Below are 14,199 nucleotides of genomic sequence, written 5' to 3'. Positions count from 1 at the left end.
TCCGCTATATGTATTGCAACTGGTACGTCGTTTGACAGGCTGGTTGTCTCCTCACGTTTGCTAACTCAGCTGCCTCAATGCCTTTTGTATCTCTCCTGGTTTCGTTTGCCCGGCTCCGCTGGTTGTTGCTCGTCGGCTTACTAGGCCTGCTCACTTTTTCGGCCCAGGCGCAGATACAGCTGCGGGGTACCGTCGTAGACAAGGATTCTCGCGAGACGCTGCCCTTTGCCAGCGTAGTGGTGCGCAACACTTCCCTCGGTACCACCACCAACGCCGACGGCGCTTTCACGCTGACCGTGCCCAAGCTGCCCGTCACGCTGCTGATTTCCGAGCTGGGCCACCTCAAAGACACCGTGCGCGTTACGAGTGCCGGCGCGCCGCTGCAACTGGCCTTGGCCACGGCTTCGGTGGCGCTGCCCGAAGTGAAAGTGGGCAGCTACCCATTTCAACTTGTGGATAGGGCTTACCGGCAAATGAAAAGCAACTACGGCCGCAAGTACTATGGTAAGGCCTTCTACCGCCAGATCACGCGCATCGACAAGCAGCCGACGGAGCTGCAAGAAGTGGTATGGAACGTGAAGTCGAGCAACGCCCGAATTGAGGGCACAGCCATTGCGCAGGGGCGCTACGCGGCGGTTCCGAGCCTCACCAACTTCGGCAACTTCTCGCTCTATACCAAGTCCTACGGCCTCTTCGATGCCAACGCCGACACCACGAAATCCCTGGCCTTGCTCAGCCCCAACGTGGTGACCAACTACCTGCTGGAGCTAAAAGGCGTGGTAGCCGGTGCCGATACAACCAAGGGCGGCATCGCCGAAATTGCCTTTCAAACCCGTCCCGAGCTGACGAAATACCGCGCCGAAGGCACCATCTGGATTGACGTAGACACCTACCGGATCGTGCGCTACCACATGACCTCGCCCAATTTCACCGGTTCTACATCCAACCCCAATCAGAAATTTCGCAACACCAAGCTGGAAATCGAAATGGCCTTCCAAAACCTTGACCAGGAAGCCGTAGTAGCACCGCTGGAATACATGAAAGTGAACCTAGCCGCCGACCTCATCAGTCCCGGCAAGCCTACTACGCCGCTCACTGTATCGTCCTTCACCTTCTTCTACGATACCAACACCACGCCTACCACCATTCCCTACGCCCGCGTAAGCGTGCAGGACCGCGACTTGGTGGCCATCAAAGCCATTAAATACGACCCGGAGTTCTGGGCCAACAATCCCGTGGTGCGTCGTACGCCTGTGGAAGATGAAGTTGTTGCCTCCTTCGAGAAGAAGGGCGCTTTTGGTACGATGGTGAAAAAGGCCGAACCCAAACCCGACGTACGAATCCGCAACGGCCGCATTGAGTAGCCTACGCAGTGAGATCTTAGATTTGAGAACTTAGAGCTTAGAAGAACACATTGGGCGTTTACTTCCGCCCAGCTGCTTCTCGTGCGTCTGCTGAGAAAACGGCCTGACGAGCAACAAAAAAGCCGCTCCAATGTAGGAGCGGCTTTTTTGTTGCTGAAAGCCAAGGCTTGAGTGGTTGGCATAAGGAAAGCGCCCTGCTGCTATATGCCGCAACCTCGTTAGCAGTACCATAGCTCGACTCTTAGTTCTAGGCTCTACCTACTTAGCTTTTGCGGGCAGCTTCGTAGCGGCGGTTTACTTCGTTCCAGTCTACCAGGTTCCAAAAAGCAGCTACGTAGTCGGGCCGTTTGTTCTGGTATTTGAGGTAGTAAGCGTGCTCCCATACATCGAGGCCGAGAATGGGCGTGCCCTGCTGAATGCCAGGCAAGTTCATGAGCGGATTGTCCTGGTTGGCTGTGGAACTGATAAACAGCCGACCCTGCTTGTCGCGGCACAGCCAAGCCCAGCCAGAGCCGAAGCGACTGGTAGCAACTTTGGTGAATTCCTCTTTGAATTTATCGAACGAGCCGAAAGTCGTGTTGATAACGGCCAAAAAGGCGCCCTCCGGCTGCTTGTTGCTGCGGGGCGTGAGGATGGTCCAGAAGAAAGAGTGATTCCAGTGGCCTCCCGCGTTGTTCCGAACGGCGTCAGTTTGCTGGTCGGCTATGGAAAGCAGCTTCTCCAACGACATTTTCTGCTGGGGTTTACCCTCCACAGCCTCGTTCAGCTTCGACACGTAGGTTTTATGGTGTGCATCGTGATGCACTTCCATGGTGCGCGCATCAATGTGCGGCTCCAGCGAGTTAGCAGCGTAAGGTAGAGCGGGCAGCGTGAATGGACCATCGGCAATGGGGGTAGCACGGGCTTCTCGCAGGAGTTTTTCGTCGTGGGCCCGGGCCAACAGCGCAGGACTCACGAGGGCACCCATCATGGTTAGCAGGCTATTTTTCAGGAACTCTCTTTTCAGCATAGGATGAAGAAGGGGAAAGGAAGGTGAAGGCCTAAGATAACGCCGAAACTACAGGAAATCCACTGCCGATGGCACAAAACCACTAGCTGGGCTTTCTTCTCAAATTACAACGTCAACCATTCGGAAACCGGCTTTGGGTTATGGATTGGTGCTCCACATGCCGGCTTCTTTGATAAAGATGCGCCGGTTGAGTTTGAGTTGCGCCACGATAAATTCGGCCAGGTCTTCGGGCTGCATCACTTTGTCGGGGTTGCCGTCGGTGAGCTTGTTGCTGATGGCGAGTTCCGTCGCTACGGTGCTTGGTGTGAGAGCCGACACGCGGATGTTGTGGCGGCGCACTTCCTGCATCAACGATTCTGTGAGGCCAAGCACCGCAAACTTGGACGCGCTATAGGCACTCGTGGTAGCCGCACCGCGCTGCCCAGCCGTGGAAGCAACGTTGATAATGTCGCCGGTTTCGCGGGCTATCATGCCGGGTAGTACGGCGCGGGTAGCGTAATAAGTGCCCAGCAAATTCACCTGAATAATATGCTCCCACTCAGCCGGGTCCATGTCCACGAGCTTAGCGAAAGTGCCGATACCCGCGTTATTGATCAGAATGTCGATGGATCCAAGCGCGGCGGTGGCGCTTGCTACTGCCGCCTCCACAGCGGCCCGGTCGGCTATGTCAGCGGCGACTATTACCGGTTTGCCGCCGAGGGCTTCAATCTCTTGAGCTACTGCTTGCAATTGGGCTTCGTTGCGGGCCAGCAGCGCCACCTGTACGTTTTCTTGCGCCAGAGCCAACGCTATGGCACGCCCAATTCCTTTGCCCGCGCCCGTCACGAGGGCCTTTTTACCAGCTATAGAGTCCATTGATGAAGGAGTTATAATTTAGATGCCAAGGGGGTAGCATGGCATTGCGGCTACTTAACGCCTCGCCAATACTATATGTTGGCTACGGCCGGGTATTCTCCCGAATGGAGAAAGTTTTTCCCAAAAAGGCATACCGTTTTTAGCAGTGAATTAGGATTTTCAAATATTTCATAAGTACAAAGAAGTGCCACTGTTATAGTTGCGGGACAAAGCTTCGGGCTTGATATATCTAATTGCTTTGAACGATTATTTATTAGTATAGAATAATACTTGTATGTGAAATTTTAGTGTTTACACACCGCCATAATGCGAAGGAAGGCGTAAAGGTCACAAACAATTCCTGTTTAGTTTAAACAAAGCCGCCTTTCCCATGAAAACCCATGTACTTTCTTTCGTTCTATTTCTGCTGTTCGGGTTCAGTGCTTCTTCGCGAGTACTAGCCCAAGTCACGTACACTTCTCGACCCGGGGGTGGTGCCTGGAGCAACCCCAATACCTGGGTCGTGAGCGGAGCATCTGGTGCTTCGTCCGTTCCATCTAGCAGCACCACTCGTGAGCGGGAAAGCAACAACATCATCGTCATCACCTCGCCAGTCCGCCTCGACACCGACTACAACATTGATGGCGCCGCTGGCATGCTGACCATCAACGCGGGCGGCTCATTGATTGAAGACGCTCCGGGCCGCCGGCTAAACTTTGGCAGCCAGCAAGGCGCCGACCAGCTGCGTCTCGTTCTCAATGGCACCCTACAAGTAACCTCGCTGAGTTTCTACAAAGCCGACGCGGAAATAAACGCGCCGCTGCGCACTAGCTGCAACATCTCGGTCGAAAACCAATCGACGCTAAATGTGAGCGACAACGTGACTATAGCCGGCAACTTGATTGTGCGCCAAGGCAACCCTAGTATCGAAGGTGCCGGCCAGTTGAACATCAGCGGCTGCGTGCTCAGCAACAACAATGGCTCTTTGAATGGCCTGTTCGGTCCTAATCTGCGGGTGTGCGTGCAAGGCCTGGCCAACACCTGCGATACGGAAGGACTGAGCTGCAACCCCCGCGTGGCGCAGGCCATCAGTATCAATGGCTGCCGTGGGCCGCTGCCGGTAGAGCTGCTAAGCTTCACGGCCCGCAACGTAAACGGAGCAGTTGAGCTGCAATGGTCCACGGCATCGGAAAAGAACTCAGCCAGCTTCCTAGTGGAGCGTTCCACCGAAGGCTACGAATTTGCGCCAGTTACCTCGGTTCCGGCGGCCGGCACTTCGCAAGGCTTGCGGTCCTACTCCACCCTCGACCAACGGCCGCTGGCGGGCGTCAACTTCTACCGCCTCAAGCAGATTGACTTGGATGGTACGTTCTCTTACTCGCCGGTGGTGAGTGCGCAGGTAGCCGGCACCAGTAAGCAGGAGTTAAGCGCTTATGGCAACAGCGGCCGGCTGAACGTGGCAATGAACACCCCCGCCGTGTGCCAAACTCTCCGCATTCTCGACAACATGGGCCGCGTGGTATACACCGAGTCACTACCGGAAGGCACCACCGGCAACGTGGTGCGCGAAGTACCTTTGCGTGGAACTGGTGCCGGCGCTTACATTGTGCAAGCCATTACAACGCAGGGTACCATCAGCCGCCGGTTTATGCTGGTCGAGTAAGCTCCTCCCGGGTAATTGCTACCTGATCTGAAAAAGCCCGTGGCGCAGTCCACGGGCTTTTTCGTGTTTGTGGGCGAGGTAGAGGTATTACGGTTCAATAAACCTCTTACCTTTCCCCTCTTAAAACCACATTTCCCACTCCCATGAAAAGACTTGCCCTCACTGGCCTGCTGGCCGGGGCACTGCTAGTTGGCTGCAATCAGCAGAAGCCGGCTACGGAGTCCGGTACGGCGCCTACCGCGACTTCGCTCGCCAACGTGAAAGACGTGAATCAGCTGTTCGAACTGTACTGGGAAGAAAACGCCAAGCTCTTCCCGCTGGAAGCCACCACCCAAGGCGACAACCGCTACAACGACCAACTGCCCAACGACGCCTCTCGCGCCTTCCGGCAGAATCTGGTCAGCTTCTATCAGAAGTACCTGGACCGACTCAAGAAATTTGACCGGGCCAAGCTGGCCGCTAAGGACAAAGTCAGCTACGATATTTTTCAGTACGACCTCGAAAACCGGCTCGAAGGCCTCAAGCTGAACACCTGGATGATGCCGTTCCAGCAGTTCTGGGGCCTGCCCATCTCCATGGGGCAGTACGGTTCCGGCGAGGGAGTGCAGCCCTTCAAAACCGCCAAAGACTACGACAACTGGCTGGGCCGGGTGTGCGGGTTTTCGGCGTGGGCCGATACGGCCATCAGCAACTTCCGGCAAGGCATGCAGGCCGGCGTCGTGCTGCCTAAGACGCTGGTCAAGAAGATGATTCCGCAAATGCGCGACCTGGTGGTGACGGACCCAACCAAGAGCCTGTTCTACGGCCCCATCAACAAAATGCCCGCCGATATTTCGGCGGCCGATAAGGAGCGTATTACGGCCGCTTACAAGAAGGCCATCATGGAAGAGCTGGTGCCTACTTACCAGAAGCTCGGCAACTTCCTGGAAAAAGAATACCTGCCCAAAGCCCGGCCCAGCACCGGTATTTCGGCTATTCCTAATGGCTCGGAAATCTACCGCTACTACGTCAAAACGTGGACTACCACCGACAAAACGCCGGAGGAAATCTACCAGACCGGCTTGAAAGAAGTGGCCCGTATTCAGAGCGAGATGGAGAAGGTGAAAACCCAAGTGGGTTTCCAGGGTGATTTGAAAGCCTTCTTCGCCAACCTGAAAGAAGACCCCAAACTAATGCCCTTCAAGCAGCCGGAGGACGTGCTCAACGCCTTCCGCGGCATTCAGGCTAAAATCACCCCGAACCTGCCTAAGATGTTTGGGCGCACGCCCAAAACGCCGTTCGAAATTCGCCAAACGGAAGCCTTCCGGGCCGCTTCGGCTTCGGCGGAGTACAACCAAGGCTCCCCCGACGGCTCCCGACCCGGCATTTTCTACGTGCCTATTCTCGATGCCACCAAGTTCAACGTGACGTCGGGCATGGAGTCGTTGTTTTTGCACGAAGCCATTCCGGGCCACCACTACCAGATTTCGTTGCAGCAGGAAAACACGGATCTGCCCAAGTTCCGGCGGTTTGCCTGGTATGGTGCCATGGGCGAAGGCTGGGCCCTCTACACCGAAAGCCTAGGTAAAGAGCTAGGTCTCTACACCGACCCGTACCAGTACATGGGTGCCCTCGGCGATGAAATGCACCGGGCCATTCGCCTGGTGGTAGACGTGGGCATGCACACTAAAAACATGAGCCGCGAAGAAGCTATCAAGTACATGATGGCTAATGAAGCCATCAGCGAAGAAGGCGCCACGGCCGAAATTGAGCGGTACATGGCCATTCCGGGCCAGGCGCTGAGCTACAAGATTGGAGCACTCAAGATTCGGGAAATGCGCGCCAAGTACGCTAGCCAGCTAGGCGCCCACCACGACAAGCTGCGCGAGAAGTACGCGGGCCAGAACCGGGAGCATTTCAACTTGGCAAACTTCCACGACGAACTGCTCAAAGATGGCGTAATGCCCTTGTCTGTGCTGGAACGTAAGATGGACAACTGGGCCGCATCGGAGAAGTAGCACCGCCGCTCACAACTAATAAAGCCCGCCTCACGCTCAGTTTCCTGAGGAGGCGGGCTTTTATTGTAAGGTCAGGTCTTGGTCAGCTAATCCGGGGGACTATATAAGCTGTGGGCAGAGTATCAGGTGGTCGAGCCGCCGGTTGAGCCAGAAGTAGAACCGCCTGTAGTGCTGCCGCTGGTGGTACCCGAAGTGGTGCCACCCGTTGACCCAGTGGTAGAGCCCGAAGTAGTACCGCTGGTTGAGCCAGTAGTAGAGCCAGACGTAGTACCACTTGTTGTACCTGTGGTACCGCCAGTAGTCGTACCAGAAGTGGTGCCCGTAGTACCACCAGTGGTGGTACCGGAAGTGGTGCCGGTAGTACCACCGGTAGTAGTACCAGACGTGGTACCCGTGGTTCCTCCAGTGGTAGTGCTCGAAGTGGTGCCCGTAGTACCACCAGCAGTCGTACCGGAAGTTGTGCTGGTAGTAGAACCCGACGTTGTGCCCGAGGTGGTACCAGTAGTGCCGCCTGCAGTAGTGCCGCTTGTCGTGCCAGTCGTGCCACCGGCAGTCGTGCCCGACGTAGTGCCAGTGGTTCCGCCAGCAGTCGTGCCCGAAGTGGTACCGGTCGTGCCGCCAGATGTCGTGCTGGAGGTTGTACCTGTTGTGCCACCAGCAGTGGTACCAGATGTCGTGCCAGTCGTACTACCTGAGGTAGTGCTGCTGGTCGTGCCGGATGTGGTGCTGCTGGTCGTGCCCGTCGTAGAGCCCGAGGTGGTGCCACTAGTCGAACTAGTGGTGGAGCCCGAGGTGGTGCCGGACGTAGTACCTGTTGTAGAGCCCGACGTGGAGCCCGAGGTGGTACTGCCGGAAGTTGTAGAAGGAGTGCTGTTGTCGTCATCATCGTCGTCACAGGCAGTGAAGACGAGGGAGGAGCAGAGGAGGGTGCCGACTAGCAGCGGAAGCCAAGATTTCTTACATGACAAGCAAAGGGGGTGAAGGTGGATAACAAGACTGAAACGCCCCTTTATACGCCCCGTTGGCCAGGCCCTAGGTGTTTATGAGCACTGAAGAAACACGGATTTTGACCCGGTAAAAAACTACGGTTGTGGGCATTTTTAACGATAGTTCACGTAGTTACTACCATTATGTCTGTCCAGTTTTTGAGTCAGCAATCAATTGTCGAGTCAGTTCTACGAGGCTGCTATAAGCGCGTATCGACCGAGAAAGAGCAGCTTTCTACCTTGCCTCGGAAAACAATGCGCCACAGTTGCTAGTCCAGCTGCTGCCGTCTCACCCGTTCCATCCTTTTATCGCATGCGCCACCTCACCACCGCCGATCTGCAAGGCTTCGACAAGATCTTCCGCCTCAACCTCGTCAATGCCCTGCCCGGCTATAAACCCGCCAATCTCATCGGCACGGCCAACTCGGAAGGCGCCACGAATTTGGCCATCTTCAGCTCGGTGCTGCACCTAGGCTCGGCCCCGGCCGTGCTCGGCCTCGTAACGCGGCCCACCACTGTGCCGCGCCACACCTACGAAAACCTCAAAGCCTCCGGCTGCTACACCATCAACCACGTGCCCGCCGACTTCGTAGCCCAGGCCCATTACACCTCCGCCGATTTTGCCCGCGAAGAATCAGAATTCGATGCGTGTGGTTTCACTCCAGCGTGGCGCGACGATTTCCCAGCTCCCTACGTGGCCGAAAGCCCCATCAGCATGGGCCTGCGCCTACGCGAAGAGCTACCCATTCACAACGGCACCGTGCTGCTGGTAGGTGCCGTAGAGCACATTTACCTATCCGAAAACCTACTGCTCCCCGACGGCACCCTCGACCTTGTAGCCGCCGATACCGCCAGCATCTCCGGCCTCGACTCTTACTACCGCGCTCAGCCAGTAGGCGCCTTTGCTTATGCCCGACCCGGCCAAGGCCCCCAGCCAAAAGCTGAGTAACTACCTACAATGAAAAAGCCCGACGCAACTAGCGCCGGGCTTTCATTTTCTATTTCCCGAAGGAGTGAAGAACCTTAGTCGAGGATGTAGCGCAAGCCGATCTGAGCGCGCCAGCGGCTGTTCAAATCAGTGTTGTTGATGAAGGTCTGGTTACCGCCTGTGAAGTTAAATGTTGGCGTGTTGGGCGTAGCCGTTGGATAAGCTACTTCTACCAAACGATTGTTGGCAAACACTCGCCGCACGCCCCAATCGGAGTTGATCAGGTTGCCTAAGTTCTGAATATCAAAGCTGACCTGGAAAGTGTGCTTTTTCTCACCAGTCATTACAGAGAAATCTTGCAGAAGTTTAGCGTCAAGCTGGGTGTACCAAGGGCTGATAGCACCGTTGCGCTCCGTATACTGGCCGCGGCGGCTCCGCAAGTAGTCGTCCTGCTCGATGTAAGCATTTAGGCGCTGCCACTGCTGGTCGGCCGTTACGGTGCCTTGCGCATTAGTGACATCTACTAAGTTGATTTGCTCACGCGAGGCTGGCACAAAAAACAAGTCATTGCCAGGAATACCATCGCGGTTTAGGTCACCGGCATAGGTGTAGGAGAAGCGGTTGCCCTGCGCTGCTTCAAAGAAGAAGCTTAGCGTAGTAGCCATGTGTTTGTTGGCATACTCAAACCGCTTACCTGCCGCCCCAATAATGCGGTGTTGTAAGCCGAAGTCACTGTAGGCCAGCTGCGGGTTGTTTGCGTTGCCGACAACCGGGTTGCGCTGGAAGGCGTCAGCCGCAATTTCGCCGGGATTAGAGGTTACGTCCTTGGCGCGCGAGTAGGTGTAAGCTGCTTGCACATACAAGCCATTGGCAAAATCCTTCTTCAGTTGCCCTGTGAGCGAGTATTGGTAGCCTTTGTTGGTATTCTCCAGTACGATTACGCCAGCATCTAGGAAGCTGAATTGCCCATCAGGACCATTGAAGCCCGGCGTAATGCGCGGTCCAGCAGCTGGATAAATTAGGCGGTCGTCGGTTCCCGTTAGTCGCTCAGTGGGAGTCACCAGGTTGTAGTTGCGGTGAATGGCCGCATTGCGATCCTTGGAGTAAATGGCCTCCAGGGTTGCTACGATGCCGCCTGGTAGTTGCTGGTCGATGGCGAGATTAGAGCGCCACACCTGCGGGAACTTGAAATCGCGGGATGTGCCATTAATCTGGAAAGTATAACCTGCGTCAAATTGGGCGTTAGAAGCTTGGTTGCTGATCCATACGAAAGGAATACGGCCCGTGAAAATGCCCGTGCCACCGCGTATCTGCGTAGTGTAGTCGCCTTCCACGGCATAATTGAAGCCCAAGCGTGGCGACCATAGCGGTGTAGCCTTAGGAAACTGGGTCACATCGACTTTCGCTGGCTGGCCTTCTGAGTTTAGCAGCGGCGCATTGAGAATTTGCTGGTTTTGGGGCACAGTGGTATCGTAGATGGGCAAATCAGCCCGGATACCTAGAGTCAGCTTGAAAGACGGAGTCACATTCCACTCGTCCTGCGCGTAAAGGCCAAGCTGAGCTACATTCACGTCTACTGACTTAACTGGCCGCCGACCACCGGCCTGAGCAATGGCAGTCAGATCCACGAAAGAAGTGTCTAAAGGGTTGGTTACCTTGAAGAACTGGTCGACGTCCAAGCCCCCGAAGAAAGGATAGCCGTAGCGTTGCAGGTTAAAAGCATTCACGAAAGCAAACCGCTCATACGTTACACCCGCAGTCAGCACGTGGGCTCCCGCGAAGTAGCTCAGGTTATCCGTGAACTGGATGATGTTTTGGTCCAGCTTGTTGTTGGCCGAAAACTGCTCCGTGCCCACCGATACATAAGTGGTACCATTTTTAGTGATGTCGATGAACGGAAAGAACGTGCTAGAGGGCAGGTCCCGGAAGTCGCGGAAAGCAGAATAACTAAGCTGTGCCTTGTTGCTGAATTTCTCCCCAATGCGCGAGTTCAACTCGCCTACCACTGAGTTCAGGTTGTTGTTGATAGTGTAGCCGGAGTTCGAGAATTGGAGCGTGTTCACGCCTTGTACCCGCGAAGAAGGAGCAATAGCAATGGGGTGGGGGCCCTGTTCACGGTAGCTTTTGAGGTAGTTGTACCGGATCGAGAAAGTGTTTTTCTCATTAATATTCCAGTCCAGCTTAGCCAGAATTTTGTCGCTGTACGTGCGGTAGGTAAAATCTCGGTACGTGCCGGGGTCGTAGCCATATACAGTATTCAGGCGTTCGCGGATGGCTATCAGGTCGCTCTCCAACACGCGGCTCACGCCATCAGCGCGGCCGTTGAGAGCAGCATTTGCTTCGTCGGCATTTGCAGCGGGCCGGAAAGTCAGAGCCGGGTCGTCGCGGCGAGTGATTTCGGCGTTCGTGAAGAAGAACAGTTTGTTCTTGATGATAGGGCCGCCGAGCGCGAAGCCCGTTTGATTGAACTTCAGGTCGGGGTTGGAGATTTTCGCATCACCTACCTTCTCTCCAATCAGGCTTTCGTTACGCAGGAACGTGTACACGGTGCCTTTGATGTCGTTGGTACCGCTCTTGGTTACAGCGTTTACACCGGCACCCGTGAAGCCGCCTTGGCGCACGTCGAACGGCGCAAGGCTCACTTCAATTTGCTCAATGGCGTCGAGGCTTACCGGCTGCGAGTTGGTTTGGCCGCCCGGCGTGGGGGCATCCAATCCAAATGAGTTATTGAAAATGGAGCCGTCGAGTGAGAAGTTGTTGTAGAGCGTATTGCGGCCCCCAAAGCTCAAGCCGCTGCTTTGCGGGGTGAGGCGCGTGAAATCTTCCTGGGAGCGGCTGATGGTGGGCAGCGTCCGGATGGCGGCGCTGCTTACGTTGGTAGAAGCACCCGTGCGGTCTTTATTGATCTGGCCGTCGCGGTTGCCTTTTACTACCACTTCGCTCAGAGCTTGGGCGCCGTCGGCCAGCGTAATCTTGCTTTCAAAGGTCTTGCCCAGCGCCAACTGAATACCCGTATCAGTGTGGGTTTGGGCACCGACGAACGAAACCACTAGTTCGTAAGGCCCCCCAATACGCATGTTGAGCAAGTCGTATTGGCCATTTTCGCGGGTGGCGGTGCCATATTTCGTGCCCGATGGCAAGTGGGTGGCAATAACCGTGGCGCCTGGTAGCGGCTCTCCTTTGGCATCCAACACCAATCCCTTCATTGCGGAGGTCGTAACCCCCTGTGCCAACAATGTGCTGCTGCCCGTGAAAAGTATAAAGCCGAGCAGTAAAAACAGTAGTATTCTGTTTTTCATAAAAAGAGCTTTTTTGTTTATCCGAGGCGCTTCCTCAGAATTTCGTGGCAAAAGTAGGTTAAGGCATTGTGAAGTATACTAGCGTAACAATTTGGTAACAATTTGGAAATACAAATAAATACTGCTCTGATAAACAAGTATTTAATATAAAGCAATCTTATTTTTCATACTTCAATCAAAAGGCTAATTCTAGTACAGAGCTATAAAACTTGTGTGTTTTCCCGCGCGCATGTGTGTTTTCCCGCGCGCAGATAATACATAGGATTTTTGAAAAATTGAAAGTAAAACGGATGTAATTTTTCAGTGATGCACAATGCTGAGCTCAAAACGTTGAAGTTATGGCAATAAGGCTCATCCTGTGGTTTAAGGGACTGGTTAGTAGATAACGTGAGGCAAGAGCTTGGCTTTTTTGAAAGCGCTTACGTTAAACAAGCATTCGTATCAAGCTTCATCCTCTCACCTATGACCAAATACTTCTGGCAAACCATAGGCCTGGGCACCGTAGCTGGCTTCCGCAGTATGGCGGCCCCCGCCTTGCTGACAGCCAACCTCGTCAAATTTCACCCGCAGGGCTTAGCTGGTTCACCGCTACGCTACCTGCAGAAACCGTTGGTAGCTAAAGGCTTCCAGTTGCTAGCCGGCGGTGAGCTTATTGGTGATAAACTTCCGCAAGCTCCCAATCGAATTGCTCCACCCGTATTGCTGGGCCGGTTACTGTCGGGAGCGTTGGTAGGAGCAGCACTCTACAAAGCCAACCACGGTAGGACACTCAATGGGGCATTGCTGGGGAGCATCGCTGCGGGTGTTGCTACTTTCGGCAGCTTTTGGCTGCGCCAGAAAACCACCAGCGCTTCCGGCCTTCCTAGCGCGCTAGTCGGTGGGTTAGAGGATCTGTTGGTATTCAGCAGTGGTTTGGCTTTGTCGAAAGGAACTGATGCTGGCGCTCCAGCTGGCTGGGCTTTGTAAAAGTGTTATCGGCAGTAAACAGAAAAGTCCATCAACGTAGCGCTGATGGACTTTTCTGTTTGTAGGTTTCCCTAAGCTGCAAGCCAAGGTTTCCTAATTTCTCTGCCGAGAGCTAACGGTCCAGCTTGGTTGGGGTGTTGGGGTTGTTAGCGGAAACGTCTATGCCCGAATTGACGGAGCGTTTCTGGTCATACGCCGAGCCGGTGCCAATTGGCCGGTAGGTGTCTATGTGGGCGCTGATGCTGTCCCGGTTGGTTTCGTTGGGGGTGGCGGGCGGAGCATCAGCAAAACTATCTCTCAAATGTGAGTCATCGCCGGGAGTGAGGGTGTAGTCGCAGGCAGTAAAAGCAGCGCTCGACACCAGCGCCAGCAAAATAGAGGCAGTGCGTTTCATGGAAAAAGTAGAAGAGTATGCTATGGCAAACGTGCCTGGTTAGGCTGCGGTTACAGCTAGGCTGATCGAAGCGGCTGAACTCCTCACTCGGTAGCTGTTCCAGCTTCAATTTCGTTTATTTATTAACAGTGCAGCTTCGCCTGCATATTGCGTTTTAAAAACTGGCCTTTTACACTCTGCTGCCGCAATGAGCATTGCTTAGAAGCTCTTAGGTTGCTTCTAATACGGCTACTTGTAGGCGCATCGTAGGCGCATACCCGTATAGCGGAAGGACAGCGGGAGGTTTGGTGCTCCTGCCTGTTCACCGTTTATGGGTTCCAACCAGCCTACCACTAGCATGTCCGATTCTTCATCTAGCGTTGTCTTGTTTGACGGCGTCTGCAACCTCTGCAATGGCTTCGTCCAATTCGTTATCAGCCACGATCCGGCAGGCCGTTTTCATTTTGCCGCGCTGCAATCAGAGGTAGGAAAGACGCTATTGGCGCAGCACGGCCATGAGGCGTCTATTGCTCCGGAAACGGTTATGTTGCTCGAAGACGGATATCTGTATACCCATTCTACGGCGGCTTTGCGCATCGCGCGCGGGCTCAGTTGGCCGTGGCGGGGCTTTGCAGTGGCCTTGTTACTGCCACGTTTCCTGCGCGATGCCGCCTACCGTTTCGTGGCGCGCCACCGGTATCGTTGGTTTGGCCGACAGGAAAGCTGCTGGCTGCCCACCCCAGAATTGAAAGCGCGCTTTCTGTGAGACTGCTGAATGAT

11 protein-coding genes are annotated in these 14,199 nt (G+C 54.8%); 7 read left to right on the top strand and 4 right to left on the bottom strand.

Translation table 11 applies throughout. From position 1 onward, the window contains the following. The first annotated feature begins 77 nt into the window (after window positions 1-77). Complete coding sequence (locus ACYSMN_RS20815) at window positions 78-1,364, top strand: carboxypeptidase-like regulatory domain-containing protein (protein ID WP_488925843.1); 1,287 nt, start codon at window positions 78-80, stop codon at window positions 1,362-1,364. 262 nt (window positions 1,365-1,626) lie between these two features. Here the strand turns inward: ACYSMN_RS20815 and ACYSMN_RS20810 are convergent, their stop codons facing one another. Both ACYSMN_RS20810 and ACYSMN_RS20805 read right to left on the bottom strand, forming a co-directional pair. After that, window positions 1,627-2,373, bottom strand: a complete 747-nt coding sequence (locus ACYSMN_RS20810) for a superoxide dismutase (protein WP_488925842.1) — start codon at window positions 2,371-2,373, stop codon at window positions 1,627-1,629. Window positions 2,374-2,511: 138 nt separating this feature from the next. Further along, window positions 2,512-3,228 carry a 3-ketoacyl-ACP reductase gene (locus ACYSMN_RS20805; protein WP_488925841.1) on the bottom strand — a complete coding sequence of 239 codons (717 nt, stop codon included), beginning with the start codon at window positions 3,226-3,228 and terminating at the stop codon, window positions 2,512-2,514. Window positions 3,229-3,598: 370 nt separating this feature from the next. Here ACYSMN_RS20805 and ACYSMN_RS20800 point away from each other — a divergent pair, with 370 nt between their 5' ends. From ACYSMN_RS20800 to ACYSMN_RS20785, 4 genes are all read left to right on the top strand, one after another. Next, a complete protein-coding gene (locus ACYSMN_RS20800; protein WP_488925840.1) occupies window positions 3,599-4,870 on the top strand; it encodes a hypothetical protein in 1,272 nt (423 codons plus the stop codon). A 143-nt stretch (window positions 4,871-5,013) separates the two neighbouring features. After that, complete coding sequence (locus tag ACYSMN_RS20795; RefSeq protein ID WP_488925839.1) at window positions 5,014-6,867, top strand: DUF885 domain-containing protein; 1,854 nt, start codon at window positions 5,014-5,016, stop codon at window positions 6,865-6,867. A gap of 126 nt (window positions 6,868-6,993) precedes the next feature. Further along, a complete protein-coding gene (locus tag ACYSMN_RS20790; protein ID WP_488925838.1) occupies window positions 6,994-7,848 on the top strand; it encodes a hypothetical protein in 855 nt (284 codons plus the stop codon). Window positions 7,849-8,166: 318 nt separating this feature from the next. Beyond that, window positions 8,167-8,802, top strand: a complete 636-nt coding sequence (locus ACYSMN_RS20785; RefSeq protein ID WP_488925837.1) for a flavin reductase family protein — start codon at window positions 8,167-8,169, stop codon at window positions 8,800-8,802. Window positions 8,803-8,876: 74 nt separating this feature from the next. Here the strand turns inward: ACYSMN_RS20785 and ACYSMN_RS20780 are convergent, their stop codons facing one another. Then, window positions 8,877-12,080, bottom strand: a complete 3,204-nt coding sequence (locus tag ACYSMN_RS20780) for a TonB-dependent receptor (RefSeq protein ID WP_488925836.1) — start codon at window positions 12,078-12,080, stop codon at window positions 8,877-8,879. 462 nt (window positions 12,081-12,542) lie between these two features. Between ACYSMN_RS20780 and ACYSMN_RS20775 the strand changes: the two genes are divergently transcribed. Beyond that, window positions 12,543-13,046 carry a DUF4126 family protein gene (locus ACYSMN_RS20775; RefSeq protein ID WP_488925835.1) on the top strand — a complete coding sequence of 168 codons (504 nt, stop codon included), beginning with the start codon at window positions 12,543-12,545 and terminating at the stop codon, window positions 13,044-13,046. A 112-nt stretch (window positions 13,047-13,158) separates the two neighbouring features. Here ACYSMN_RS20775 and ACYSMN_RS20770 read toward each other — a convergent pair whose 3' ends face one another. Beyond that, window positions 13,159-13,440 carry a hypothetical protein gene (locus ACYSMN_RS20770; RefSeq protein ID WP_488925834.1) on the bottom strand — a complete coding sequence of 94 codons (282 nt, stop codon included), beginning with the start codon at window positions 13,438-13,440 and terminating at the stop codon, window positions 13,159-13,161. 337 nt (window positions 13,441-13,777) lie between these two features. Between ACYSMN_RS20770 and ACYSMN_RS20765 the strand changes: the two genes are divergently transcribed. Continuing rightward, window positions 13,778-14,185 (top strand): thiol-disulfide oxidoreductase DCC family protein, encoded by a 408-nt coding sequence (locus tag ACYSMN_RS20765; protein ID WP_488925833.1) that lies wholly within the window; start codon window positions 13,778-13,780, stop codon window positions 14,183-14,185. Window positions 14,186-14,199 lie beyond the last annotated feature (14 nt).

Source organism: Hymenobacter sp. M1-2 (genome assembly GCF_057808495.1).
The sequence above is the reverse complement of the archived record's forward strand: the minus strand, read 5'-3'. Positions and strand labels throughout refer to the sequence as shown.